The following is a 24,862-nucleotide window of genomic DNA, read 5'->3' on the forward strand; positions in this document are numbered from 1 at the left end:
AAAAACCGCCTCACGGCGGTTTTTTGTTTTATAATACTATGCTTATGCTTTCCTTGCGAAGGCAATAAAAAAGCCGCCTTACCTGGCGGTTTTTTTATTGTTGCATTGCCACACCCCTGTAACAAGCTACACACGATAAAATTGGAGGAGAAGGAGAATTTGAAAAATCTTTACGTAACAGAACAGCAAATTGTCCGATTTGCTTAGTTTGTTCTAATGTTTGGGAAATCAATATTTCGACCCACATTTGATAGTTGAAAAAAACCGTCTTTGCAAGCAAAGACGGTTAATGCGCACAATTAAGATAGCTGCCACTCTCACATAAACAGTATCTTGTCTGTTAACATCTTCTCCTGTCGCTCGCAGGTCAAGCATATGCTTGTACGAAGTACTTTGCTGACTCCAGGCAAGCCTGTTACAGCGGCGGGACCGTGTGGATTTTCACCAATTAGCGCTTCATACGAAATATTGATTTGTTGCTTTTAATTATACTAAGTCCGATTAAGAATGTCAAGACTTTAGCGAAAAAGTTCCCGAAAAAAATATTGTAAGAATGTATCTCACTAAATATGCGCTCATTTGTTGACGACAAAAGAATTAGCATCTCTTACTCTTTCAAAGTTAAAATTTTTCACGCTCTATTTTATTTTATGTTATCTTTTTAAATTTTTACAGTGATTTCTTAGATGATTTATAAACTGTTATAAATTGAAAAGGCTGTCACCGATGAAGCTTCATCAATGACAGCCTTTTATGTTTGCCGGTCAAAAATCACCACTGGGTGCTTTCTTGCCGGACTTTATTTGTTTTGATTGCGATGCCTCATTGAAGCACGATCAATATCAAAGGCGTTAATCAGCTCGGTAACAGCCTGACTTGGGGATACCACGCCATTAACAGCTGCTTCCATTACTGCCGGTAAGCGTCCTTTAATCATCGGATCTTCAAAGAACAGGTTATGTAAATGCTCATCAATCATGCTGTTAACCCAAGAGATAGTCTGCGATTTACGACGTTTGTCGAAGGAACCGCATTCTTTGGTAACCTTTTCGAACTTGCGCATTACTGCCCAAAGCTCAAGCAGGCCTTCCTTGGTCAAAGCAGAGCATCTGTAAGCGTGAGTTTTCCAACCTTCGGTAGCAGGACGGATGAATTCAATCATACGCTCATACTCACCCTGGGTAACGATAGCTTTAGGCAGATTGTCACCATCGGCTTTGTTGACAACGATAGCGTCGGCAACCTCCATGATGCCTTTCTTGATGCCTTGCAGATCATCACCGGCACCGGTCAGTACAACCAACATAAAGAAGTCAACCATCGAACGGACGGTGATTTCGGACTGGCCTACACCTACGGTTTCAACTAAAATAACGTCACAGCCTGCAGCCTCGCAAAGCAGCATGGTTTCACGGCTTTTACGGGCAACGCCGCCCAAGGTACCCTTTGCAGGGGACGGACGGATAAAGCAATTAGGTTCACGCGAAAGCATCTGCATACGCGTTTTATCACCCAAAATAGAGCCACCGGTAATAGAGCTGGTAGGATCGACAGCAAGAACTGCGACCTTATAGCCCTGATGACACAGCATCTGGCCAAAGGACTCGATAAAGGTACTTTTGCCGGCACCCGGTACACCGGAAATGCCAATGCGCAAAGCTTTGCCTGTACGCGGCAGGAGAGCCTGCAGAACACGCTGTGCTTTATCAAAATCCCTCGGTGCATTGCTTTCTATAAGAGTAATAGCTTGAGATAAGGTTTTACGATCGCCTTCACTGACTCCTTTTATTAACTCTTCCGGACTAGGCTTTTTCCTCAAGGGGAATTTCCTAATTTTATCCACAGGGTTATACTTCTCCTCGCTGACAGCGTTTACGGCACTGTCAATCCCGCCCATTACAGAGCAGGCAAAGTTAGGATCTTTTTTCAGGGGTACCCAACTCGGCCTAATATCTTTTTCACCAGTTTCAGGCATTTATATCACCTCAGTCTTCAGCGTGTTCAGCTTTTGCACGGTCAACCAACATTTGCAGTAATTGGATGCAGCACTTAGGAATGTTGGTACCAGGTCCAAAGATGCCTGCTGCACCATGTTCATACAGGTAGTCGTAATCCTGTGCAGGAATTACGCCGCCGATACATACCATGATATCTTCACGGCCACGTTTCTTCAGTTCTTCTACGATTGCCGGCAGCAGGGTCTTATGACCTGCAGCCAGGGAGGAGAAGCCAACCATATCAACGTCGTTATCTACAGCGTCTTGTGCAGATTCTTCCGGAGTCTGGAACAGAGGACCAACGTCGACGGTCCAGCCCATATCTGCGAAGGAGGTTGCCAGAACTTTTTGTCCGCGGTCATGACCGTCTTGGCCCATTTTAGCCAGGAAGATACGAGGACGACGGCCTTCAAGTTTTTCAAACTCATCAGCCAGTTTAGTAGCTTTTTCCATGTCATCGTTGCCGCTGAATTCACTGGAGTATACACCGGATACAGTGTGGATTACAGCATTGAAACGACCGGATACTTTTTCAACTGCGTCAGAAATTTCACCGAGGGAAGCACGGTCGCGAGCAGCTTGTACAGCCATTTCCAGCAGGTTGCCGTTGTCACGGGTTTCTGCTGCGCGGGTGATAGCTTCCAGATCGCGTGCAACTGCGTCGTTGTCGCGTTCTGCTCTCAGTTTTTCCAGACGTTTAATCTGAGCGTTACGTACAGCGGTGTTATCGATGGACAGTACGTTCAGCGGATCTTCCTTAGCCAGACGATATTTGTTCAGGCCAACGATGGTTTCTTTACCGCTATCGATGTTAGCTTGACGACGAGCTGCGCACTCTTCGATACGCATCTTCGGCAGGCCGGTTGCAATAGCTTTTGCCATACCACCGAGTGCTTCAACTTCCTGGATATGAGCCCAAGCACGGCGAATGATTTCGTTAGTGAGGTATTCAACATAGTAGGAACCGCCCCACGGATCGATAATCTTGCAGACTTTGGTTTCATCCTGGATGTACAGCTGGGTGTTACGAGCAAGACGAGCAGAGAAGTCGGTCGGCAGTGCGATAGCTTCGTCCAGTGCGTTGGTATGCAGGGATTGAGTATGGCCCAGAGCAGCAGACATAGCTTCCATACAAGTACGGGAGATGTTGTTGAACGGATCCTGTTCGGTCAGAGACCAGCCGGAAGTCTGGCTGTGAGTACGCAGTGCCATGGATTTCGGGTTCTTAGCGCCGAAGCTCTTAAGAATCTTAGCCCACAGAACACGAGCAGCACGCATTTTTGCAACTTCCATGAAGTAGTTTTTGCCCATATCCCAGAAGAAGGACAGACGTTTTGCAAATGCGTCTACAGGCAGGCCTGCAGCTTCACCAGTACGGATATATTCCATACCATCGGCCAGAGTGTAGCCTAATTCAAGGTCGCAGGTTGCGCCGCACTCTTGAATATGGTAACCGGAAATGGAGATACTGTTAAATTTAGGCATGTATTTGGTGGTGTATTCGAAAATATCACCGATGATACGCATGGACATAGCAGGCGGATAAATGTAGGTGTTACGTACCATGAACTCTTTCAGAATATCGTTCTGAATGGTACCGGCCATGATGGATTTATCAACGCCTTGTTCTTCACCGGATACAATGAAGAATGCCAGTACAGGCAGAACTGCGCCGTTCATGGTCATGGATACGGACATCTGATCCAGAGGAATACCGGAGAACAGGATGTTCATATCGAGCATGGAGCAAACAGATACGCCTGCTTTACCAACGTCACCAACTACACGCGGGTTATCAGCGTCATAGCCGCGGTGAGTCGGTAAGTCGAACGCGATGGACAGACCTTTTTGGCCTGCAGCCAGGTTACGACGATAGAATGCGTTGGATTCTTCCGCAGTGGAGAAACCTGCATATTGACGTACAGTCCACGGACGGAATACATACATTGTGGAGTAAGGACCACGCAGGAACGGAGGAATACCGCTCATGAAGTCCAAATGGTTACATTTATCATAGATATCCTTGGTGTACAGCGGAGCTTTAGGAATACGTTCCAAGGTAGTATCATAAAGGGCATCATAATTTTCGCCCATTTTTTCTTCCAGATTTTTCTTCCATTCGTCATAAGAACAAGAAGGATGATCAGGAAGGGCTACTTTAGTGAAATCCGGATTAATGCTCATTATTCAATCATCCCTTTCTTCTTTTGCAGCATCTTCAGAGTTTGGAAGCAGTTAGCTTTTACGCTGATGAAATCGTCAACGCCAGCATCTTTGTAAACTTGTTCCATGTCTTTCGGAGCAGCGCCGGCCAAGAACAGAGTAGCGGACGGTTTCATAGCTGCTTTAATCATCGGAGCCAGTTTCGGAACGATTTCCGGATAGGTAGCATCGGTGGAGCAGATAACTGCAACATCGTAGTCGCCTTCTTTGAAAGCTTTGAGGCATTTTTCGTATTGATCGCCATCTTCGCCGTCTTGGAAACCATCGTTCAGATGAACGTTGAATTCACCAACCTGCAGGAAAGAGGTGGAGAAGTCGGCACGAGCTTTATGTTGAGGAATCGGTCCCATGTTGCACAGGAATACTTCAACATTTTTGCCGGTTTTCTTAACATATTCTTCAGTTTCGAAACGCAGTGCTTCATAGCGCTCGGTCCAGTGATGAGCAGCGATTGCTTCAACGGTTTCCGGAGCTTCAGCCTTGCAGGATGCAGCAGCAACCTGGCCGATAGTAGCACCGTTGCTGAATGCTTCGATTGCGCCTTCAACAGTTTCAACTGCAGCCAGTTTGCCTGCCAGGTAGTTGGTGTCGATATCGGCAACGTAAGCAGCAACAGCAGCTTCGCGTTCTTTCTTCAGTTTCGGAGTGTCCTCTTCGCGGCGCTCCAGCGGTTCTTCGGTCATGTTCGGGTACATGTTTACGCCAACAGCACGGTCGCTGCGCATTTCCAGAGCTTTGAAGCGTTTAGCCAGAACGTCAGCAACTTGTGCTTGCGGATAGCCGGCTTCCAGAGCTTTAATGATGCCGCCCATTTCCTCAACCTTTTGGAACTCAGCCCAGATTTTTTCGGTGATCTGCTTGGTCAGGGTTTCAACGCCCCAGGAACCGCCGGCAGCATCAATCGGGCTCAGCATACCAAATTCTTCTTGCAGCATTACGTGCAGGTTACGAGCGATACGACGGGAGAATACGTCGCCTTTACGGATCAGCTCGTCAAACGGCGGGTTGTCATAAGTGCAAACGCCGCCTACAACGCTGGAGAAGGTTTGGGTGCAGTTACGCAGCATGTTTACATACGGGTCAACAACGGTTTTGGTGAAGCGAGCGCAACGGCCATGAACTTTAATAGCACGGTCTGCTTCTTCAGCACCGAATGCTTCCATAATAGCTGCCCAAATCATACGCAGGGAACGCAGTTTTGCGATTTCCATGAAGAAGTTAGCACCTTGGTTGAAGCAGAAGTACAGGGAGTTAGCAATGTCGTGCAGCTCAACGCCGCGTTTTTGCATTTGACGTACATATTCAACAGCAGTAGCGAAGGTGTAAGCAACTTCTTGTACTGCTTCTGCACCGCCATCGGTGTAAGCATCACTGTTGATGAAAACAGTGCGCAACTCCGGAGTATTAGCTTTAGCAAATTTAATGGTTTCAGCCATTTCATCATACAAAGCATCCAGAGAGGTTTCGGTTTTACCGGTTTTTACCAGCTCGCCGATCGGGTCGCCGCCGATAACACCGCGCAGGGTTTTAACATCATGACCAGCGCCCTTCAGAGCAGCAACAGTCAGAGCCAGCAGGTTTTTAGCGCCGGCACCGGTGTACATCATAATAGGATATTTGTCAAGTTTCAGACCATCCAGCAGAACGCTCATATCTTCAACAGTAGTAACGTTCACGCCAATATCGCCGGGTTTTTCTGCATCTTTAACGTCTACGCCGTTTTTGGTTGCAGTATCCAGTTTGATATTGTAAACAGTGGAGCCCTTGGAAATTTCTTCCTTCAGCAGCTCGTTGTTTTCAGCCGGCAGGGTTTCATCGCAAGCTTGTGCAATGCCCCAGGGCTCGTGTACATAACCGTTAACAGTTGCGCCACGCAGGAAATCGCCCATACCGGGATAATCGTTGGTCGGCAGAATTGCATCAGTGCCTTTACGAGTATAAATCGGGTCAAAGGTAATGCCCTCGTAGTTTTTGGTATACATGATCTTGTCAAAGGGTTTGCCCTTCAACAGTGCATTACATGCCTCCACCCATTCATCCCAGGTGGGTTCGGTAAATTCATCAAAAGTTACCTCCGGGAATTCGGTTACTTTCTCTGACTTACGCAACATGGCTTCCAGTTCTTTGTCTGTCAACGGTCTTTCGCCATCAACGACTGCTGCAGTTTTTTGTTGTTCATCAGCCATTCAAATAATCCTCCTTTAATAATTTAATCATTACTGTGAAAAAGCTCACAGCACCAAGCTGAAACGCATATCACCTCCAGCCAATCTCGTCTGCCGATGCAGCTGCTATCCGACCGCTCTCACCCGGTCATCAGGGGACATGTGCCGCATCCTTGCTTGGATAGATTTTAAGAAGCAAACAGCATTTATATACACGGTCACGGTTGTCCAGGCCGTATATAACAAAATAACAGGCAGTTTAATCTGCCAGGAACTCCTGCAGACGTCCGTAATTAATCTGGACTCTGCGCAGCTCGTTTTCTTCAGGCATAGTATCATTAAGAATCATGTTGCCTAAAGCAGCACCGGGTTCTGCGCCACGGTTCTGCATAAAACGGGCATAGTATTCAATCTGCGGAACATCTTCGGCAGCCTTGTAAATAACAGCAGCCTGTTCCAATGGATCTTCTGCGATGATATAGGGATTTACCCCTTCATTAAAGTATTTTTTCAAAAGCTCGCAGATATCTGTCTTTTTGGGGTTATATTGTACACGTACGCACTTTACTTCCAGCTCACCGCTGGCTTTAGCACGTCCGGCAACAACTTCTTCAACGCCTTTCATACCTTCAAAGGCTGCAAGCAGTTCAGCAATTTTGCCTGCCAAATATAATTCTTTCATATCAATAACCTCCCTTTAAACAGCAAAAAATAAAGCCACCACATTTGTGATGGCTGGATTGTCAGTACGACAGCGCACCCCTACGCTGTCGTACTTGAGAGGAGAAAGGAAATGTTCTCAGCTAAAAGAAAAATTTGAGAATGGGATTTGAAAAACACGATATGTCCAGTATCGCGGACAAGTATGACAGATAACATCGATGGCCCGGCCACTCTCCAAAAGGTCACAGCCATCACGTGACCTTCAATGGCATAAGAAACAGAAAACCGTTTCTCAAAAAGAATCCTTCACCCAATATGGGCAGGACTTTTGAAAAACGGCGAAATATCAAAAGCTACTAGGCGCACAAACCTATACTACAGCTCTACGACATCTCTCCCCGTCTCTCGCAGGTCAAACGACGATGCATCTTACAGGCAGTTCTTCTGGCTTCGCTTCTTCACGTGTTTCACCTTCCCAGAGGACCCCTCCAGTGGTATAAACAAAACACGCTCCACGTCACAGCGGCGGGACCGTGCCGGACTTTCACCGGCTTCTCTATTGAGCTTTCGCACCTGTAATATCAATATCAACTTGTTGTCTTAATTATAGCAGTTACTATTTACCTTGTCAACCTTTTTTGCTGATTTTTATTTTTTGTGTTATTATTCCATGTATGTATCAGTCTCATGTGTAGTTGCATTCATTTCTGATTAACTGTTCTTTGTGTTTAATTCACATATAATACAATCAGAAATCTATTATATCAGCAGCAGGCTTTAAGGCAATAAAAAACGCCTACAGCTCAGCTGCAAGCGTTCTTACGATTTAGCAATCTTCATTTTTATACCACCTGTTAATGGATATAGTAGAAATTCATTTCATACAAAACTTTGACAAATTTTTCCAGCATTATTCTCACCTCCCGAAATCAGTGAATCATATACCATTTAAAGTTGCACAGAGTTTCAACAAATTTTTCAAAAGTCATTTTTATATCATCCTTTCTGCTTTATTTTAAGGTCTTGCCTTAACATGCATTAAGTATAACACCTTATGACGTTTTTGTCCACTATGGACTTTTGGTGTCCCAATAGATGGTTATAATGCTTCAAAGCCTTGCACCATGCGATTTTACAAGGATTTTACATACAAAAGCAAAGAGGACTGCAAGAAAAATTTTTCTTAAATCATGAAAATTTTTTCTGCAATCCTCTAAAATTATACCTGCTTAGCCTTAAACCACCATGCCAGCAGCGGCGGGATAAAGATATTTATCACCAGCACACGCACCAGCTGATAGGTCAGGATAATCGAAACATTCTCACCCATACTCATACCGGCTAAAGACATTTCGGCTATGCCTCCCGGCGCCATCGCCAGAAATGCCGTTACCAGCGAAAAGCCGTAGCGTGCGGAAAGCACATTAGCCATACCGATGCTCACAACAATGAGTATCGCCGTACCGATAAGAATATAGGGCACCATTTTTTCTGTTTTTACGATGCGATCCGCATCAAGCTGCATACCCATAAACAGACCGATGCTGGCCTGCGCCGCCGCCATGAGCCAAAAAGGCACAGGCTGCACACCGCCGTCAAAGACGGAAAATGCAGCCGTCGCCAAAATCGGTCCTAACAGTTTCGGCGTCGGCATATGTATTTTCGTTGCTATAAAGCTGCCCAATATAGACAAGGGCACTACAACAAGCCAATGTACACCGCCATGGTTGGGCAATGCTACGCTACTGCCCGTCACATGCGCATCAAGCAGCCAGATAACAAGAAACGGCACAGTAATAACTACGCCCAGCAGACGCAGCACTTGCATCACCATAACAATGTTGGGATTTACTTCTTTATCCTCTTCGCAAAGCAGCATTGTCAGCGTCATGCCGCCGGGAAGCATACCCATAACACAGCTTTTGAGGTTTTCCCGCGCCAGCTTTGCCGTAACAAAGGCTAGTGCGATACTGGCAGCCAAAATAACTATCGTTGCTTCCGCTACACCTACCAGCTCTGCCAGAAAGTTATTCCAAGTGTCCGAGGTAAAGGTAGAACCGATACCGTAGCCTGCAACCATCAATGCATATTCGCGCCATTGCTTAGGCCAGCTTACGTCACTGCGATGCGTCAGTGTTTTGCAAAGCAGAGCAGTCAACAGGCCGCCCAGCAAAAACGGTATCGGCAGATGCATGCGTACCAGCAGGCTGCCTAAGCAAAGTGCCATGATAAAAAGCAACAAGCGGTTTAAAAACATAGCTTTTACTCCTGCTCTACGCCGTTAGCGGATAAAGCATCCATAATACGCTCAATCAGCTCTCCGCGCATTGTATGCTGTGAGGAGGAATAAGTGATAATCTCATGCTCCTTCAGGCCCATTTCACGCTTAAAGAGCGCCTTTTGGGACATCGCCGCATTTTTAGAAAGCTTATCGGACTTGGTCAGCACAACCTGCACCTTCAGGCCACAGCTGCGCAGCCAGTTGAAGCATTCCATATCACTGTCCAGAGGCTTATGACGAATATCAATCAGCTGGCAGACAACACCGAGGTTTTCACTGCCGGATAAATATTTGCTGATAAAGCCGGACCATTGGTCTTTATTATTATGATTTGTTTTAGCAAAGCCGTAACCGGGTAAATCTACCAGATAAAAGGATGCCCTTTCATCTTCACCCTCAACTACGCGCTTAGCCTCCAGCTCGTAAAAGTTGATGGTCTGCGTTTTGCCCGGAGTAGAGCTTACGCGTGCCAGGCCGTTGCGGCGGCAGAGTGAATTGATAAGCGACGATTTACCGACATTACTGCGGCCGATAAAGGCAGCCTCAATAAGAGCAGGCTGCGGATATTGGTCTGCACGCACGGCAGAGGCCACATATTTAGCACGGATAATATCCCAATTATCTTTACTCATTTTTATCCTCCAATGCCAGCTTCAAAACATCATCAAGATGCTCAACAGGTATAAACTGCATTTCCTTACGAATATTTTCCGGCAGCTCGTCCAGATCCTGCATATTGCGCTTCGGCAGCAGTACTGTCTTTACGCCATAGCGATAAGCCGCCAGCATTTTTTCCTTAATACCGCCGACAGGCCATACCTTGCCGGACAGGGAAATTTCACCGGTCATCGCCAGCTTGCCCTTAACCTTTTTGCCTGTCAACGCCGATACCATGGCAGTAACCATCGTTACACCGGCAGAAGGTCCGTCCTTCGGCACAGCGCCCTCCGGCAGATGGATATGAATGTCCATCGTTTCACCAAAGTTAGCTGCAATCCCCAGAGCTTCCGCACGGCTGCGGATATAGGTATAACCGGCCTGAGCCGACTCCTTCATTACATCGCCCAGCTGGCCGGTAAGCGTAAGGTTGCCCTTGCCCTTAAACGCCAGCACCTCTACCTTCAGCAGCTCGCCGCCGACACTGGTCCACGCCAGTCCATTGGCAACGCCGACACTTGATTTCAGACTGATATCATCATCAAGGTAAATAACCGGTCCCAGATATTTTTCCAGATTCTTTTCTGTTACCTGAGCGCCCTTACTCTTGCCCTTGACAATTTTAAACGCAACCTTGCGGCAGATGCCTGCCAGCTTACGCTCCAAGTTACGCACGCCTGCTTCTCTGGTATAGTCGTGAATTACACGGCGGATAGCCTTTTCGCTGACGCTTACCTTGTATTTTTCCAGGCCATTCAGCTTCAGCTCCTTCGGCAAAAGATGCAGTTGAGCAATCTTAACCTTTTCTTCATCAGTATAGCTGCTCAGCTGGATAATCTCCAGACGGTCCAGCAGAGCCGGCGGAATAGTATCTACGGCATTGGCCGTTACAATCCAGAATACATGCGACAAATCAAACGGGAATTCAATAAAGTGGTCACTGAAGCTGTTGTTCTGCTCCGGATCAAGCACCTCCAACAGCGCTGAAGCCGGATCACCGCGAAAATCGGAAGCCATTTTATCAATCTCGTCCAACAGGAATACAGGGTTCATGCAGCCGCAGGTCTGCATACCGTGAATAATACGGCCCGGCATAGAACCGATATAGGTACGGCGATGACCGCGGATTTCCGCTTCATCACGCACACCGCCCAAAGAAACGCGGGTAAATTTGCGCTTAATCGCCTTGGCAATACTGCTTGCCAAGCTTGTTTTGCCTACGCCCGGAGGTCCTACCAGACACAGAATCGGTCCGCGTGTGCTTTTAGACAACGCACGCACTGCCAGATACTCCAGAATGCGCTCCTTAACCTTCTTCAGGCCGTAGTGGTCATTATCAAGAACAGCCTGCGCCTTATCCAGGTCAAAATTATCCTTAGTGAATTTGCCCCAGGGCAATGCCAGCAAAGAATCGATGTAGGTTCGGATTACCGCTCCCTCCGGCGTCATCGGCGGCATTTTCGCCAGACGTCCAAGCTCCTTGTTGATTTTTTCCGCCACGTTTTGCGGCATTTTCAGCTTGGACATCTGCTCCTTGTAATCAGCAATTTCTGCCTGTACGTCTTCGTTTTCGCCAAGCTCCTTGCTGATAGCCTTAATCTGTTCACGCAGATAATATTCCTTCTGATTCTGCTCCACCTGCTGGTGTACCTGTTCGGAAATATTTTTGGCTACATCGGCAATTTCCTGCTCACGCACCAAAATCTCGTATAATTTACGCAGACGCAGCTTCAGCGGCGCCATTTCCAGCAGCTCTTCCTTTTCGGTCAAAGACAGCGGCAGATAGCCGACAATAATATCAGGCACCTTGCTTAAATCAGTACGCGATTTAAGCGACTGCACCGTATCGGGATTAACCTTTTTCGTAAGCAGTACCCATTGCTCAAAGGCATCCAGCAGCAGACGGCGCAGGCCTTCTGCTTCGGCATCGACCGCATCGTCAGCAGGCACTACTTCTACCTCACCGACAAAGAAATCCTGCTCATTCTCATGAACCTCTACCGCATTCAGCACATGTACGCGCTCCAAGCCTTCTACCAGCAAGCGCACAGCACCGTTAGGCAGCTGCAGCCTTTGCTTGATATTAGCCAGAACGCCCCATTCATATAAATCATCGGCAACAACATTTTCCTGCTCAGGCTGTTTTTGCCCAACCAGAATAATTTGCTTGTCCGTACCTTCGGCTGCGTCAATAGCAGCTATAGATTTTTCTCGGCCGACATCCAGATTGGCAATCATGCCCGGAAAAATCAAGACGCCCCTCAAAGCAAGAAGGGGCTTTGTAATTATCAAATTAGCCATATAATCCCTCCTTAAGCTCCCAAAACAAGAGAGAAATTTATCGGCAGTACGCACGCAGGCATACTTGCCATAGCGATAAAATAAGGGAGAAGGTATAATAATCCTTCCCCCTTAGATATTTTGTTATTTTGTAAGCATTTGCGGCTCGCAATGCTGGCGTATAGTAGCTTCAGTAACAATGCACTTTGTTACATCATCACGGGAAGGAACATCATACATTACGTTACGCATGGTGGATTCAATAATAGATCTCAGGCCACGCGCTCCGGCATTACGTTTCAATGCTTCCTCAGCAATAGCAGTAAGAGCACCAGGTTCAAACTCCAGCTCCACGCCATCCATTTCCAGGAAACGCTGGTATTGCTTAACCAAAGCATTACGCGGCTCAGTCAGTATTTGTACCAGTGCAGCCTCATCCAGCGGATTGAGTGTTACTACTACCGGCATACGTCCTGCAAATTCCGGAATAATACCGAACTTCATGATATCCTCAGGCAATACCTTGGCAAATACAGCCTCGTTATCAACCTCTTCCTTACGGCGGATATCAGCACCAAAGCCCAGGTTTTTCTTGCCTACGCGGGCATTGATGATATGCTCCAGTCCTGCGAAGGCACCACCGCAGATAAACAGGATATTGGTTGTATCAATATTGATAAACTCCTGATGCGGATGCTTGCGTCCTCCTTTAGGCGGAACGCTGGCAACAGTACCTTCAAGGATTTTCAGCAGAGCCTGCTGAACACCTTCACCGGAAACATCACGGGTAATGGAAACGTTTTCGGATTTACGGGCAATTTTATCAATCTCGTCGATATAGATAATGCCGCGTTGAGCAGCTTCAATGTCATAATCGGCATTGCTGATAAGCTTGAGCAGAATGTTTTCAACATCCTCGCCTACATAGCCTGCTTCCGTTAAGGTAGTAGCATCAGCAATGGCAAAGGGAACCTGCAGAATCTTTGCCAGAGTCTGGGCGAGCAGTGTTTTACCGCTGCCGGTAGGACCGAGCATCAGAATATTGGATTTCTGCAGCTCCAGGTCGCGCTTGGACTCCGGATTCTGGATTTCGTAGTTGATTCTCTTGTAATGATTGTATACTGCTACAGACAAGGTCTTTTTAGCCTCATCCTGACCAATAACATACTCATCTAAGATTGCCTTGATTTCCTGAGGCTTCGGCAGATCAGCTGCATTCGCCAACTGCTCGGCAGCATCGCTTTCTTTTTCCTCGTCAAGCATGGATTTGCAGAAGTCGACACACTCATCGCAGATAAATACTCCACGACCGGAAATCAGTCTTTTTACCTGACCTTCACGCTTGCCGCAAAAGGAACAGCATGGTTTTCCATCATGTCCTTCATCAAAATTCATATTTTAAATCTCCTTATAGTATATCTTACTCTGCAGATTTACTACGGGAAACAACCTCATCAATCAGGCCATATTCCTTAGCTTCTTTACTTGTCAGATAATGATCGCGCTCGGTATCGGCAGCAATCTTTTCCACTGTCTGACCGGTATGCTTTGCCAGTACCTGGTTCATTTCTTCACGGATACGCAGGATTTCGCGGGCATGGATTTCAATCTCCGTTGCCTGGCCCTGTGCACCGCCCAAGGGCTGATGAATCATAACACGGGAATACGGCAATGCAAAACGCTTGCCCGGCGCGCCTGCTGCCAGGAGCACAGATGCCATGCTGGCAGCCATGCCCATGCAGATAGTAGAAACGTCAGGCTTAATATACTGCATCGTATCATAAATAGCCATACCGGCGCTTACGCTGCCACCGGGGCTGTTAATATACAGATGGATGTCTTTGTCCGGATCCTCGGACTCCAGGAACAATAACTGAGCAATGACAACATTTGCCATATTGTCATCAATCGGACCGGTAACGAAAACAATCCTATCCTTCAAAAGACGTGAATAAATATCATAGGAACGTTCTCCACGACTAGATTGTTCAACAACGATAGGCACATAATTCATTTTGTCACACTCCTTTACTGTAAGTATAACCTAAAATTATTTTGCGCTGTCGATAACAACGTGTGCAGCTTTGCGGCGCAGGATGTTAGCCAGCAGCAGGCCCATGGTGCCGTTGCCTTTGATGATTTTCTTAACTTCTTCAGGAGAAGCGCCGTGTTGTGCGGAAATAGCAGCGATTTCTGCATCAACGTCAGCCATGTCAACCTGAATGTCTTCAGCTTTAGCGATAGCGTCCAGAACCAGATCGGTCTTAACGTTTTCTTCAGCAACCGGGCGTTGGTTTTCACGGATTTTAGCCATGTCCAGACCGGTGTATTGCATGTACATATCCAGGCTCATTTTACGGCTTTCCAGGCTCATTTTCATTTCTTCAACCATTTGGCTGATTTTGTCTTCGATCATGATTTCCGGAACGCTGAATTTAGCGTTAGCTACAGCCAGGTCAATCAGTTCATGCTCGTATTCAGCTTTAGCGTTAGCTTCAGCAGCTTTTTGCATACGCTCTTTGTAGTTAGCACGCAGCTCTTCTACAGTTTTGAAGTCGGTCTTGGAAGCAACATATTCGTCGTTCAGTTCCGGCAGCTCTTTGCGTTTTACGTCTTGGATGTTTACTTTGAAGATAGCTTCTTTGCCAGCCAGGTCTTTAACAAAGTAATCTTCCGGGAAGGTTACTTCTACGTCAGTGGAATCGCCTTTGGACAGGCCAACCAGCTGATCTTCGAAGCCGGGGATGAAGGAGTTGGAGCCAACTTCCAGAGGATAGCCTTTGCCTTCGCCGCCGCTGAACGGTTCGCCGTCAACGGTACCAGCAAAATCGATGATAGCGAAGTCGCCTTTTTCAATTACAGCGCCTTCTTCAGCAACTACCATTTTAGCGTCGCGGCCCATCATGTCTTTAATTTGAGCGTCAACTTGCTCGTCAGTTACTTCAACTTCTTTTTTCTCTACATGCAGACCTTTGTATTCGCCCAGTTCCGGTTCCGGTTTCAGGGTTACTTTAATGGTCAGTTCCATATCTTTGCCTTCTTCGAAGGTAGATTCTTCAACTTTAGGATCGGATACAGGGATCAGTTTTTCCTGATCCAGAGCTTCGCTGTATGCTTGGTTAGCAACGATTTCAAAAGCTTCTTGTTTTACAGCTTCTTTGCCATAGTGCATTTCGATGATAGCACGCGGAGCTTTGCCTTTACGGAAGCCAGGGATATTTGCCTGGTCAGCAATTTTTTGTACAGCCTTCTTATAGCCTGCGTTTACCTCAGCAGCCGGAGCGGTAATTTTTAAAGTTGCCTCATTTTCTACTCTTTCAACAGTAACGTTCATTAATAAAATCCTCCCTTAAATTTATGTGGGTAAAAAATAATATAATCGGATTAAACTGTCAGCCTTCCTTAGCGAAAATGTGCTGACACAAATCGCTCATAATATCATATCACAATGCTCGCTTCTTGACAATACCAAAAAACCCGACAGAAGCAATCTGTCGGGCAAATTTTTAAGTGGAGCGGAAAACGAGATTCGAACTCGCGACCCCCTCCTTGGCAAGGAGGTGCTCTACCACTGAGCTATTTCCGCGTCATGTGCATCAGCAACGAATATAAGTATAAGGCATCAGGCGACTTTTGTCAACACCTTTTTTGAAAAAAGTTGAGATTTTTTTCAACTTTTTTCTCAGCCCTATCCTAACCCATTACAACGCGCCAAATCATCATAGACAAGCGCCGCCAGACGCTGCGTTAATTCCTGGTTTTCCGCACAAAGCTTCGTCTGTGACAGCAATGCTTCCAGCTTAGCCTTGTTGCACATCATGCAGCAGCAAGGCATAATGATTTCGCTGGCCATATAGGCAGCGGCGCGCAAAGACATTTCATCCTGCAGCAGGCTGCCGCTTGCTGCCTTGGATGCGAAAACCGCAAGACGCATATCCAACGCCCGCGCCAGCTGTTTTTCCAAAACACCGGCCATAGCTTAACGCATGTTTTCGATAAAGTCTTCAAAGGTGTTAATCAATACAGTGTGACCGGTAACCTTCAAATCGCGCAGATAAGTGCCGTAGGATTCATAAACCTCGTCACTCAGCTCCATTTTCAGGCCTTCCTTAACATATTCATCAATCATTTTCAGAATGAAACGGTTAACTTCATTGGTACCTGGCTTAACATTCAAAGGAATAATGCGGCTTTCAGCCTCATATTTTTCTACAACAACCTTCCAGCCACCGGGAACAGGCGGCAGACGGGTTGCCTTAATGAAGTAATTATCAGGAGAAAAGCCTACATAACCATCCATTTTATTATATAATTTTGCTTTTTGCAGAGGGAAACCATTTTTATTGCCCCATTTAACGATTTCTTCGCAAACTTCATTATTATGGATTACACTCGGAAAAGTTGCTTCCGCTAAGATTTCAGACATAGTGATACCTCCTCATGGTTTATAGTCATATTTTACTCTAACTTGCAGATTATTTCAACAAAAAAGCATGTATACAATAAATTTGAAGCTTTTAAAAAACCGGCATCGAACTGATGCCGGTTCAGAAGCAATTATTTTAAATTTGTCCCAAAGCCTTCAAAATGCACTGAGCGATAATCGCACTGGCAATATAGGTGCCTACAAAGACAACGATTGCCAGAATAACAATGCGCCAGCCGGTCTTGGCAAAGGCATCCAGGTCCTTGCCTATGGATACACCGGCATAAGCCAGAATCGGGGTACATAAGGCCACAAAGCCGACATTTTTTACATAGCCGTTGATAATATCACTGCCGGGAACGCCGGGGATAGTCAGAATACAGCCCAGTGTTACAACCCATGCCGCAGCCGGAATACCTCCGGGAATATATTTCGAAAGCAACATGCCGACAAAAGCAATCACCGCCAAAATCAGCAGGCCGGGAATAGACTGGATAATATCAGCCTTGGTTCCCAATACGTTGGAGAACAAGCTCATGAAGGTTACAATAGCCAAAATGATAATTGTATCTTTAATTTTCATTATGCTTCCTCTCCTTTCTTCTCAGCTTCAGGCAGTACGCCGTATTTAATCTTATAGAATCTCTTATAGAGCCATTCGGTCATCGGCAGGCCCAGCCATACGGACATATACAGACCGTCAAGACCGGAAAGCATATTACTTGCTGCGCCGAAGGCTGCCAGCTGGTCAGCCATATCGGGATACATAGCAACCAAAGAGCCCACAGCAGCCGTCATCATGCTGGCAGAGCCTACGCCGGAGGCCATAGCCAGTGCATACGGGTGAATCGGCAGTACGGAAGCAGCAACGCTGGCCATCAGGCCGAAGAAAATAGTACCGAAAACAGTGCCGGCAATATAAACGCCCATAACGCCGCGGCCCTCACTGCTGTCCAGGCCAAATTTTTCGCCGATAAGCGCTACGTTTGGCTCACGTGCGATAGAATGCGCAGCACCGATGGTTTCGCGTTTCAGTCCCAGGTAAACGGCAACAGGTACGCCTAAAAGCACAGTACCGAGGTTACCGAACTCCTGCAGAATCAGCGCCGGAGAAGCAGCCAGAATCTTCGGCAGAGTAGGACCTACCAGCGTACCGTAGCGTGCCATCAAAAGCATCAGCGTTACGCCGACCAAACTGCTGGCATCCAGCATTTCCTTTTTGCCGGACAGGTTCAAAAACTTAGGTGTTGTCAGAATGCCCAGAAGCAGAGCATACAGCATCGGCAGCAGCACGATGCGTCCGATACCGAACTTCAGGGTATGAGTGCCGATCAGCTCGGAAACAATGATCAGCGCCAGAATTATGGCATGTAATTTAATGTTCTTCATTACATTCCCTCCCACAAATTATTTCTATTTTACTTATTAAAATAGCTCTCCAATTTTGCAATGTACTCTTCCTTGGTCAGAATCGGCTTAAAGTCAGCCAGGATAGCCTTAGCCTCTTTCGCATCATCATACAGCAAATCTATCAGCATCATCGCAAAGGCTTTAGCCGGCAGCAGCACGGCAGCATTAAAATCTACCATATGGAAGTCAGGTGTGTGCAACAGTCCGTCTGTACCGCCGATAAACGGATGGATAACAGGCATCAGGTGTGATACGTCACCCATATCGGTGGAGGCACTGAAATGACCGGCATCCTTTATCTCTACATCCGGATAAGCAATTTTCGCATTCGCTGCAAACAGTTCATTCATACGCTTGTTGCAGCTCAGCGGGAACATGCCCGGCAGTGTTTCGATAACAGTCTTGGCACCGACAGCATCGCCGCCGGCCTTAAGTGCTGCGTCAACGCGCGTATGTGTGGAATCAATAGCATCCATGGTTTTCGCACGCACATACAGCTCCAGGCGTACATCATCAGGCACGGAATTTACAAAGTCACCGCCCTTAGTAATAATCGGGTGTACACGCACTACATCCTGCTCGCGGAAGGTTTCACGCAAAGCGTTGATGCCCATAAGTCCCAGGCAGGCAGCATTCAGCGCGTTGACACCTTCATGCGGAGCGTCAGCTGCATGAGCTGTTTTACCGATATAGCGAACGGTTTTACCTACAAAGCCGTTGCTGCTTTCGCCGATAGAAACCGTAGGCTTCGGCATATTTTTATCGGCATGCATCTGCATTGCCATATCAATATCATCAAAAGCACCTTCATAAATCAGCTCGCCCTTGCCGCTCATAAAATGCAGCTTGCCGGACTCCACTAATTTTTTGCGGTACGCAATTTCGATATATTCCTCAGCAGGAACACCGAAGAACACAACGTCACCGGCCAGCTCCGGCAGCACGCCAGATTTTACAATACCACAGGCAGCAGCAAGCATGGTGGAAATCTGCAGATTGTGGCCACAGGCATGCGCAGCGCCTGTGGCCGGGTCCGCCTTCGGACTTGTCGGGCAGCCAACTGCATCCAGCTCGCCTAAAACGGCAGCTGTCGGTCCGGGCTTGCCGCCTTTCGCACGTCCCTTAACACCATTGATTGCCAGGCCGGTCTGCGGCTCCAGGCCCAGGTCACGCATAAATTCTGCAACCTTGGCAGCGGTTTTGACTTCCTTGAAGCCTAATTCCGGTTCATCGTTGATGCTGGCACAAATTGCCTTTATCTTGTCCGCATATGCGTCAATCGTCGCACATGCCTTTTCTTTTAAAATTTCTTTTGTCATCTTAATGCGCCTCCAGCGTACTTGTCTTTTCAATACGTACATTAATAAAAAATTTTAAGTATTTAACTCAATTATAGCATACTTATAGGTAAAGTCAAATAAGAATATCCGCTAAAAAAATCGTTGCCTTATAATGTGCAGTTTGATGCAATATCAGCTAGTTTTCAGAATATTGTCCACTAAATACGTGCTTCAAAATGTTTACTCCCTACTTTTTTGCTAAGTTTTACAGTTTTTCTGTTTACCTTTTACCGCTATCTGTGCTAAAATATAAAAATAGTATTTGTCGGCAGAAAGAGTCTGACTTAAAACAGTTGACTGCTGACAACTACAGCACATGTTGATATAATATTAAAGAAAGGAGTCTTGACATGTTTGCTCAGATGAAAAAAGATATTGATGCCATTATGCTGCGCGACCCGGCCGCAAAAACAAGACTGGAGGCCGCACTGTGTTATCCCGGGCTACATGCCATCTGGCTCCATCGTATAGCGCATCACTTTTATCTGAAGGGCTGGGTAGTATTCCCACGCCTGCTTAATACATTTTCCCGCTTCCTTACCGGTATTGACATCCACCCCGGTGCTAAACTGGGCCCCGGTCTTTTTATTGACCATGGTATGGGACTTGTTATCGGCGAAACCGCTGAGCTTGGCAGCAACGTCACGCTCTATCAGGGAGTTACTCTCGGCGGTACCGGCAAAGAAAAGGGTAAGCGCCATCCCACCATCGGCAATAATGTTGTTGTTTCCAGCGGTGCGAAGGTGCTTGGTTCCTTCAAGGTAGGCGACAATTCCAAAATTGGCAGCGGCAGCGTAGTTCTTAAAGAGGTTCCGCCCAATTCCGTCGTTGTTGGTGTACCCGGACGTGTTGTAACACGCAACGGTGTACGTATTGCCTCCAACAATGATGCTGAAAGCATGATTGACCTGAACCACGATAAACTGCCCGATCCGGTAGCAGATTATGAAGAGCTGCTCGCCAAGCACATGGAAGAAATTAACGGCCGCCTCAAGGAATTGGAAAATCTTATTTATGACACTCAAAGTAAGCATTCTGACTAAAAAGAGGTAGAAAAATGAGCAGAACAATGACCACAGCAGAAGCCATTCAGGAAGCACGCCGCTGCCTGAACTGTGCGCGCCCTACGTGCCGCACCGGCTGTCCGATTGAAAACAATATTCCCGGCTTTATCCGTGCCTTAAGCGAAGGTAATATAGGTATGGCCTACGAGATTATTTCCGAACGCAGCAATCTGCCCGCTATCTGCGGACGCGTCTGCCCGCATGAGCGTCAGTGCGAAGCACATTGCGTATTGACCAAAAAGAAATGCGGTATCGAAATCGGCAGTCTGGAAATGTTCATTGCCGACTTTGCCCACAACAATGATTTGAAGCCCACGCAGCCTTCAAGCAAGCTGCGCGGTAAGGTTGCCGTAATCGGCTCCGGCCCGGCAGGTCTTACCGTTGCCGGCGATTTGGCAAAAATGGACTTCGACGTTACTATTTTTGAAGCACAAAGCGAGCCTGGCGGCGTATTGCTTTTCGGCATTCCGGAATTCCGTCTGCAAAAGGACGTTGTCCGCCGTGAAATCAGCGAGCTGCAGCATATCGGTGTGGAAATCCGCACCAAGCAGCTTGCCGGCGTAGATTTTACCGTAGATGACCTTTTTGCCCAAGGCTATGATGCAATTTTCATGGGCACAGGCACTTCCCTGCCACGCACACTGGATATCCCCGGCAAGGAGCTGTCCGGTATTTTGACTGCCACCTACTTCCTGCGTATGGTTGTATTGGCTGACGGAGGCAAGCTGGATGCCAGCGAAACACTGCTGCACACCGGTGACAACGTTATTGTTGTCGGCGCAGGCAACGTGGCTATGGATGCTGCCCGCACCTCTATCCGCCGCGGTGCCAAAAACGTCACTATCGTCTACCACAAAACTGAAGCCGAGATTTCTGCTTTTCCATCTGAATATGAAGCCGCTGTTGCCGAAGGTGTACAGTTCCGCTTCCTGAAACAGCCTATCGCCTATTTCAACAAGAAGCAGATGCGCGCCTTAAAGAATATCCGCCGACAGGCTACGGCAGCGGACGAAACCGAATTAGCCGGCTTATTGCTGCAAAACATCACCAAAACCGAAAACGGTGAGTTTATCGCAGAAGGCGGCCAGGAGCTTATCCCCTGCGACTGCGTAATCCTCGCAGTAGGCCAAAAACCGGCAGCACGCATTGTTTCTTCCACCAAGGGTATTCAGGTTGATAAGCAGGGTTTTGTTATCACACGTGACCGTCCCTACGGCATGACTACCCGCGCCGGCGTTTTCAGCAGCGGCGATGTGGTACACGGTCCCGCAACCGTCGTACTGGCAATGAAGGAATCGAAGAAGGTAGCTGCAGGCATTGCGCAATATGTTGATGCCAAAAAGCTGCTGGAAGACTGCACTATGGATTCCACTACTCTGTAATAAGCATTTTCGCATACAAAAACCGTCATTTCCCCAATAAGCTGAGGAAATGACGGTTTTATTTGTTTTATTCGCCGTATTTTCTATATGCGGTGTGGTTGGTGCAACCGACAATGTTATTGATAGCAAAGCCATGCTTGAGCGCAGCAGTGACAAATTTCTTTGCCTGCAGTACCGCTTCCTTCATGCTCAGACCGTTTGCCAGGCCTGCGGTAATAGCCGCCGAGAAGGTACAGCCTGCGCCATGGTTGTAGGAAGGATAAATCTTCGGCACAGCCATTTCTACGAAATCCTTGCCATCGTAGAAAATATCAATTGCGGAATTGTCGCTCAGACGCTCGCCGCCCTTGATAACAACGCTCTTCGCACCGGCAGCAACAATCTTTTCTGCTGCTTCCTTAATCTGCTCTACGGTAGTAACCTCAGGCATATCTGCAAGATAAGCAGCTTCCACGGTGTTCGGTGTAATGATGTCGCAGCGCGGCATCAGCAGCTTTTTGATAGATTCTGCCGCATCCGGCACCAAAATCAGGTCACAGCCCTTGCAGACCATAACCGGGTCAATAACAACATTCTGCAAATCGTACTTATCAATAGTAGCTGCAACCAGTTCTACCAGCTCGGCACTGCCCAGCATACCGGTTTTCATCGCATTGATGCCAACGCCTTCAATCGCTGTCACCAGCTGCTTTTCTACCAAATCCAAAGGCAACGGAAATACGCTGTGCTCCCAGGTAGTAGGATGCATAGTAACAATGCAGGTCAAAGCAGGCATACCAAAAACGCCCAGCTCCTCCATAGTTTTAATATCCGCTTCCATACCTGCGCCGCCGCTTGTATCGCTGCCGGCAATTGTCAATGCTTTATTCATTAAGGTCATAAGACACACTCCTTCACTTTAATAATGTAATCATTATAACCTTTTGACTGGCATCTGAATAAGCTCAATTTATGGATATTTAATATAGTCAGATAAAAAGCTTTGCAAACCAAATGCCCTAGAAGCATAGCAGCCTATTTATGTTTAGAATGTATAAATATAGGTCACATGCACCATGCGCGGCAGGCAGTAATACTTGGTAGCGGAGCCCGGATTGCTTACGATATCATCTCTGTCGAAGATATTCTCCACACCAAGCTCTACCGTACTGCTCTTATCGAACTTATAGCCGGCAATAAAGTTTACCGGCAGCAAATCGCCCCAGCCGCTGGCTCTGTCCGTAGTAAACATGCCTGTCAGTGCAGCATTGAACTTAGCATCATGATATTTAATGCCGGCATTGTATTGCTCGCGTGCAAATTTACGCTCCCAAATGCCTTTTTTATTTTTGCCCATAGGATTGCAGAAATTAGCGCCCAGAGAATAGCTGTACTTGCTGCCAAAATCCTTCTCATAGGTCATTTCCAGACCTTTGTTTTTAAAGGACATATTACGTGTTACATACGGATTGGAGCTGGTTCCCTTGCCTTCATATTCAATAGTATCCAAATCCATATAATACAAAGCAGCTTTGAACATGCTTGTATTAGATGTCTTTTTGTAACCGAACTCATAGGTCCAGCCTTCTTCAGGCTCCAGTAAAGGATTAGCCGCAAAGTTGGCACCGCCGCCGCCGTAAATCTGGGTAAATGTAGGCATCTTAAAAGATTTTGCCGCATTTGCATATAAGCTGCTGTTGTTATCCAGCTTCTTCAGCAAAGCAAACTGCGGTGTAAAGGCATTATAACGCTTATTGGCCTCTACAACGGTTTCACGGGCACCTACGGTAGCAGTATAGCCTGCACCAAGATCCTTGGAAAGCTGTGCAAACACAGCATAATTTGTTCTGAATTCGTTAATCTTCGTACCGGGTTTGATGTTTTTGGCTACGGTAATATCATTTTTATAGGAATCACGGGAAACCGTCGTACCAACAATAACATCACCGAATTTACCGGTAATCTGCTTTTGCAAATCAAGGCCTATGGTATCAAAGCGTAAATGATCGGACTTGGTCCATTTAGAACCGGTAACATTGTAGGTCTGATTTCTGCGGTTGCTGCGGTTATAAAACAAATTGGCGCTCACGCTGTCATCCTTATATTGTAAGCGAGAAAAATCATCAATATAATGATAATTAGCATCCTCGGTAAGCTTGCTCCAGGTTTTGTCATACTGATCATAGGAATACTTGCTGTCGTTATGCTGATGCGAGAAGCTCCAGTTATCATCAAACTTATAGCTGGCAGTAAAGGACTTTTTATTTAAATCATTAATCTGCTTATAGTTACTGCTATAACCCTTCATCGGGTCACTCTGCTCCAGCGCTACTGCAAAGTTCAGCTTATCAGCATTCAATGTCAGTGCTGCCTTCTCCCTGCCGTATTCGCCTTTGGTCAGTGACAAGGTGTTGGGCATTTTCTTTTTGGTGATGATATTGATTACACCGGTAGAAGCCTCGGAACCGTAAAGAGTAGAAGCAGCACCCTTAACAATTTCTACACGTGCAATAGATTCTACAGGAATGGAATCCAGATAATAGGTTTCATTGATGTTGGCAGGTACACCGTCAATCATTACCACAGTGCCTTTATTCGCACCGCGCATCAGGATTTTTGCGTTCATACCGCCAAGGGACTGGCTTCCGCCATAGGAGTAGGTAGTAACACCGCTTTGCAGGCGCAAAGCATCAAAAAGATTAGAAGCACCGGTTTCCACAAGTTGCTTCTGGGAAACGGTTGTAACGGAAGCAGGCGTATCTACATCCCGCTTGCTTTCACGCTGCGCGGTAACAACCATCGTATCAAGATTGTATGTCTGCAAATCATCGGCAAATGCCGGGACTGCAAGGCAAATATTTGCAGCCATAAACGTGGCTGCAAAGGAATTGGCAAAACTTTTTCTCATGATATACTCATCCTCTCATGTACATAAAACATCTATCGAATATAGATTTATAGCACTTTTGACGATGGTTGTCAACAAGGTTTTGTA

Annotated in this window: 19 protein-coding genes, 1 tRNA gene and 1 riboswitch; of the genes, 2 read left to right on the top strand and 18 right to left on the bottom strand. The window is 46.8% G+C overall.

The annotated features are described in order from the left end of the window. Window positions 1-799: 799 nt before the first annotated feature. The 16 genes from meaB to KAH19_RS02665 form a co-directional block, all read right to left on the bottom strand. Window positions 800-1,975, bottom strand: coding sequence for a methylmalonyl Co-A mutase-associated GTPase MeaB (meaB, locus tag KAH19_RS02590; protein WP_210684981.1), 1,176 nt, complete (start codon window positions 1,973-1,975; stop codon window positions 800-802). A gap of 10 nt (window positions 1,976-1,985) precedes the next feature. Further along, on the bottom strand, window positions 1,986-4,181 hold the full coding sequence (gene scpA / locus KAH19_RS02595; RefSeq protein ID WP_009144832.1) for a methylmalonyl-CoA mutase: 2,196 nt from the start codon (window positions 4,179-4,181) through the stop codon (window positions 1,986-1,988). Continuing rightward, the gene (locus KAH19_RS02600; protein ID WP_210684982.1) at window positions 4,181-6,406 is read right to left on the bottom strand and encodes an acyl-CoA mutase large subunit family protein; all 2,226 of its coding nucleotides are present in this window, start codon (window positions 6,404-6,406) and stop codon (window positions 4,181-4,183) included. The genes scpA and KAH19_RS02600 overlap by 1 nt, the downstream gene beginning before the upstream one ends. Window positions 6,407-6,644: 238 nt before the next feature. Beyond that, on the bottom strand, window positions 6,645-7,067 hold the full coding sequence (locus KAH19_RS02605) for a conserved domain protein (protein WP_009144834.1): 423 nt from the start codon (window positions 7,065-7,067) through the stop codon (window positions 6,645-6,647). Window positions 7,068-7,464: 397 nt separating this feature from the next. Then, window positions 7,465-7,640, bottom strand: a riboswitch (cobalamin riboswitch). 627 nt (window positions 7,641-8,267) lie between these two features. Then, window positions 8,268-9,305, bottom strand: a complete 1,038-nt coding sequence (locus tag KAH19_RS02610) for an AbrB family transcriptional regulator (protein ID WP_210684983.1) — start codon at window positions 9,303-9,305, stop codon at window positions 8,268-8,270. Between the two features lie 5 nt (window positions 9,306-9,310). Beyond that, complete coding sequence (gene yihA, locus KAH19_RS02615; RefSeq protein ID WP_210684984.1) at window positions 9,311-9,961, bottom strand: ribosome biogenesis GTP-binding protein YihA/YsxC; 651 nt, start codon at window positions 9,959-9,961, stop codon at window positions 9,311-9,313. Further along, window positions 9,954-12,287 carry an endopeptidase La gene (gene lon, locus KAH19_RS02620; protein ID WP_210684985.1) on the bottom strand — a complete coding sequence of 778 codons (2,334 nt, stop codon included), beginning with the start codon at window positions 12,285-12,287 and terminating at the stop codon, window positions 9,954-9,956. The genes yihA and lon overlap by 8 nt, the downstream gene beginning before the upstream one ends. 123 nt (window positions 12,288-12,410) lie before the next feature. Next, window positions 12,411-13,661, bottom strand: coding sequence for an ATP-dependent Clp protease ATP-binding subunit ClpX (gene clpX, locus KAH19_RS02625; protein WP_009144838.1), 1,251 nt, complete (start codon window positions 13,659-13,661; stop codon window positions 12,411-12,413). Window positions 13,662-13,686: 25 nt separating this feature from the next. Then, window positions 13,687-14,280 (bottom strand): ATP-dependent Clp endopeptidase proteolytic subunit ClpP, encoded by a 594-nt coding sequence (clpP, locus tag KAH19_RS02630; protein WP_009144839.1) that lies wholly within the window; start codon window positions 14,278-14,280, stop codon window positions 13,687-13,689. Window positions 14,281-14,316: 36 nt separating this feature from the next. Further along, entirely contained in the window at window positions 14,317-15,600 is a 1,284-nt protein-coding gene (tig, locus tag KAH19_RS02635) for a trigger factor (RefSeq protein ID WP_210684986.1), read from the bottom strand. Window positions 15,601-15,777: 177 nt separating this feature from the next. Beyond that, window positions 15,778-15,852, bottom strand: a tRNA-Gly gene (locus KAH19_RS02640). A 102-nt stretch (window positions 15,853-15,954) separates the two neighbouring features. Further along, the gene (locus KAH19_RS02645) at window positions 15,955-16,242 is read right to left on the bottom strand and encodes a hypothetical protein (protein WP_210684987.1); all 288 of its coding nucleotides are present in this window, start codon (window positions 16,240-16,242) and stop codon (window positions 15,955-15,957) included. Between the two features lie 3 nt (window positions 16,243-16,245). Further along, on the bottom strand, window positions 16,246-16,692 hold the full coding sequence (locus KAH19_RS02650) for a hypothetical protein (protein ID WP_210684988.1): 447 nt from the start codon (window positions 16,690-16,692) through the stop codon (window positions 16,246-16,248). A gap of 136 nt (window positions 16,693-16,828) precedes the next feature. Further along, entirely contained in the window at window positions 16,829-17,275 is a 447-nt protein-coding gene (locus KAH19_RS02655; protein ID WP_009144843.1) for a hypothetical protein, read from the bottom strand. Beyond that, a complete protein-coding gene (locus tag KAH19_RS02660) occupies window positions 17,275-18,081 on the bottom strand; it encodes a DUF3100 domain-containing protein (protein WP_210684989.1) in 807 nt (268 codons plus the stop codon). The genes KAH19_RS02655 and KAH19_RS02660 overlap by 1 nt, the downstream gene beginning before the upstream one ends. A gap of 29 nt (window positions 18,082-18,110) precedes the next feature. Then, window positions 18,111-19,421 (bottom strand): amidohydrolase, encoded by a 1,311-nt coding sequence (locus tag KAH19_RS02665; protein WP_210684990.1) that lies wholly within the window; start codon window positions 19,419-19,421, stop codon window positions 18,111-18,113. 371 nt (window positions 19,422-19,792) lie between these two features. Between KAH19_RS02665 and cysE the strand changes: the two genes are divergently transcribed. Both cysE and KAH19_RS02675 read left to right on the top strand, forming a co-directional pair. Beyond that, window positions 19,793-20,485 (top strand): serine O-acetyltransferase, encoded by a 693-nt coding sequence (gene cysE, locus KAH19_RS02670; protein WP_210684991.1) that lies wholly within the window; start codon window positions 19,793-19,795, stop codon window positions 20,483-20,485. A gap of 14 nt (window positions 20,486-20,499) precedes the next feature. Next, window positions 20,500-21,888: an NAD(P)-dependent oxidoreductase gene (locus tag KAH19_RS02675; RefSeq protein ID WP_246869407.1), complete on the top strand. Its 1,389-nt coding sequence runs from the start codon at window positions 20,500-20,502 to the stop codon at window positions 21,886-21,888. A 67-nt stretch (window positions 21,889-21,955) separates the two neighbouring features. Here KAH19_RS02675 and thiD read toward each other — a convergent pair whose 3' ends face one another. After that, a complete protein-coding gene (gene thiD, locus KAH19_RS02680; protein WP_210684992.1) occupies window positions 21,956-22,768 on the bottom strand; it encodes a bifunctional hydroxymethylpyrimidine kinase/phosphomethylpyrimidine kinase in 813 nt (270 codons plus the stop codon). Window positions 22,769-22,912: 144 nt separating this feature from the next. Continuing rightward, window positions 22,913-24,775 carry a TonB-dependent receptor gene (locus KAH19_RS02685; RefSeq protein ID WP_210684993.1) on the bottom strand — a complete coding sequence of 621 codons (1,863 nt, stop codon included), beginning with the start codon at window positions 24,773-24,775 and terminating at the stop codon, window positions 22,913-22,915. Between the last annotated feature and the right edge of the window lie 87 nt (window positions 24,776-24,862).

It is taken from the genome of Phascolarctobacterium sp. Marseille-Q4147 (genome assembly GCF_017968825.1).
In the GTDB taxonomy this organism is placed as follows: domain Bacteria; phylum Bacillota; class Negativicutes; order Acidaminococcales; family Acidaminococcaceae; genus Phascolarctobacterium_A.

What these genes read in the sequence shown, in the direction of transcription:
- meaB (WP_210684981.1), bottom strand. Translation starts at nt 1,975, where the DNA reads ATGCCTGAAACTGGTGAAAAAGATATTAGGCCGAGTTGGGTACCCCTG.
- scpA (WP_009144832.1), bottom strand. Translation starts at nt 4,181, where the DNA reads ATGAGCATTAATCCGGATTTCACTAAAGTAGCCCTTCCTGATCATCCT.
- KAH19_RS02600 (WP_210684982.1), bottom strand. Translation starts at nt 6,406, where the DNA reads ATGGCTGATGAACAACAAAAAACTGCAGCAGTCGTTGATGGCGAAAGA.
- KAH19_RS02605 (WP_009144834.1), bottom strand. Translation starts at nt 7,067, where the DNA reads ATGAAAGAATTATATTTGGCAGGCAAAATTGCTGAACTGCTTGCAGCC.
- KAH19_RS02610 (WP_210684983.1), bottom strand. Translation starts at nt 9,305, where the DNA reads ATGTTTTTAAACCGCTTGTTGCTTTTTATCATGGCACTTTGCTTAGGC.
- yihA (WP_210684984.1), bottom strand. Translation starts at nt 9,961, where the DNA reads ATGAGTAAAGATAATTGGGATATTATCCGTGCTAAATATGTGGCCTCT.
- lon (WP_210684985.1), bottom strand. Translation starts at nt 12,287, where the DNA reads ATGGCTAATTTGATAATTACAAAGCCCCTTCTTGCTTTGAGGGGCGTC.
- clpX (WP_009144838.1), bottom strand. Translation starts at nt 13,661, where the DNA reads ATGAATTTTGATGAAGGACATGATGGAAAACCATGCTGTTCCTTTTGC.
- clpP (WP_009144839.1), bottom strand. Translation starts at nt 14,280, where the DNA reads ATGAATTATGTGCCTATCGTTGTTGAACAATCTAGTCGTGGAGAACGT.
- tig (WP_210684986.1), bottom strand. Translation starts at nt 15,600, where the DNA reads ATGAACGTTACTGTTGAAAGAGTAGAAAATGAGGCAACTTTAAAAATT.
- KAH19_RS02645 (WP_210684987.1), bottom strand. Translation starts at nt 16,242, where the DNA reads ATGGCCGGTGTTTTGGAAAAACAGCTGGCGCGGGCGTTGGATATGCGT.
- KAH19_RS02650 (WP_210684988.1), bottom strand. Translation starts at nt 16,692, where the DNA reads ATGTCTGAAATCTTAGCGGAAGCAACTTTTCCGAGTGTAATCCATAAT.
- KAH19_RS02655 (WP_009144843.1), bottom strand. Translation starts at nt 17,275, where the DNA reads ATGAAAATTAAAGATACAATTATCATTTTGGCTATTGTAACCTTCATG.
- KAH19_RS02660 (WP_210684989.1), bottom strand. Translation starts at nt 18,081, where the DNA reads ATGAAGAACATTAAATTACATGCCATAATTCTGGCGCTGATCATTGTT.
- KAH19_RS02665 (WP_210684990.1), bottom strand. Translation starts at nt 19,421, where the DNA reads ATGACAAAAGAAATTTTAAAAGAAAAGGCATGTGCGACGATTGACGCA.
- cysE (WP_210684991.1), top strand. Translation starts at nt 19,793, where the DNA reads ATGTTTGCTCAGATGAAAAAAGATATTGATGCCATTATGCTGCGCGAC.
- KAH19_RS02675 (WP_246869407.1), top strand. Translation starts at nt 20,500, where the DNA reads ATGAGCAGAACAATGACCACAGCAGAAGCCATTCAGGAAGCACGCCGC.
- thiD (WP_210684992.1), bottom strand. Translation starts at nt 22,768, where the DNA reads ATGACCTTAATGAATAAAGCATTGACAATTGCCGGCAGCGATACAAGC.
- KAH19_RS02685 (WP_210684993.1), bottom strand. Translation starts at nt 24,775, where the DNA reads ATGAGAAAAAGTTTTGCCAATTCCTTTGCAGCCACGTTTATGGCTGCA.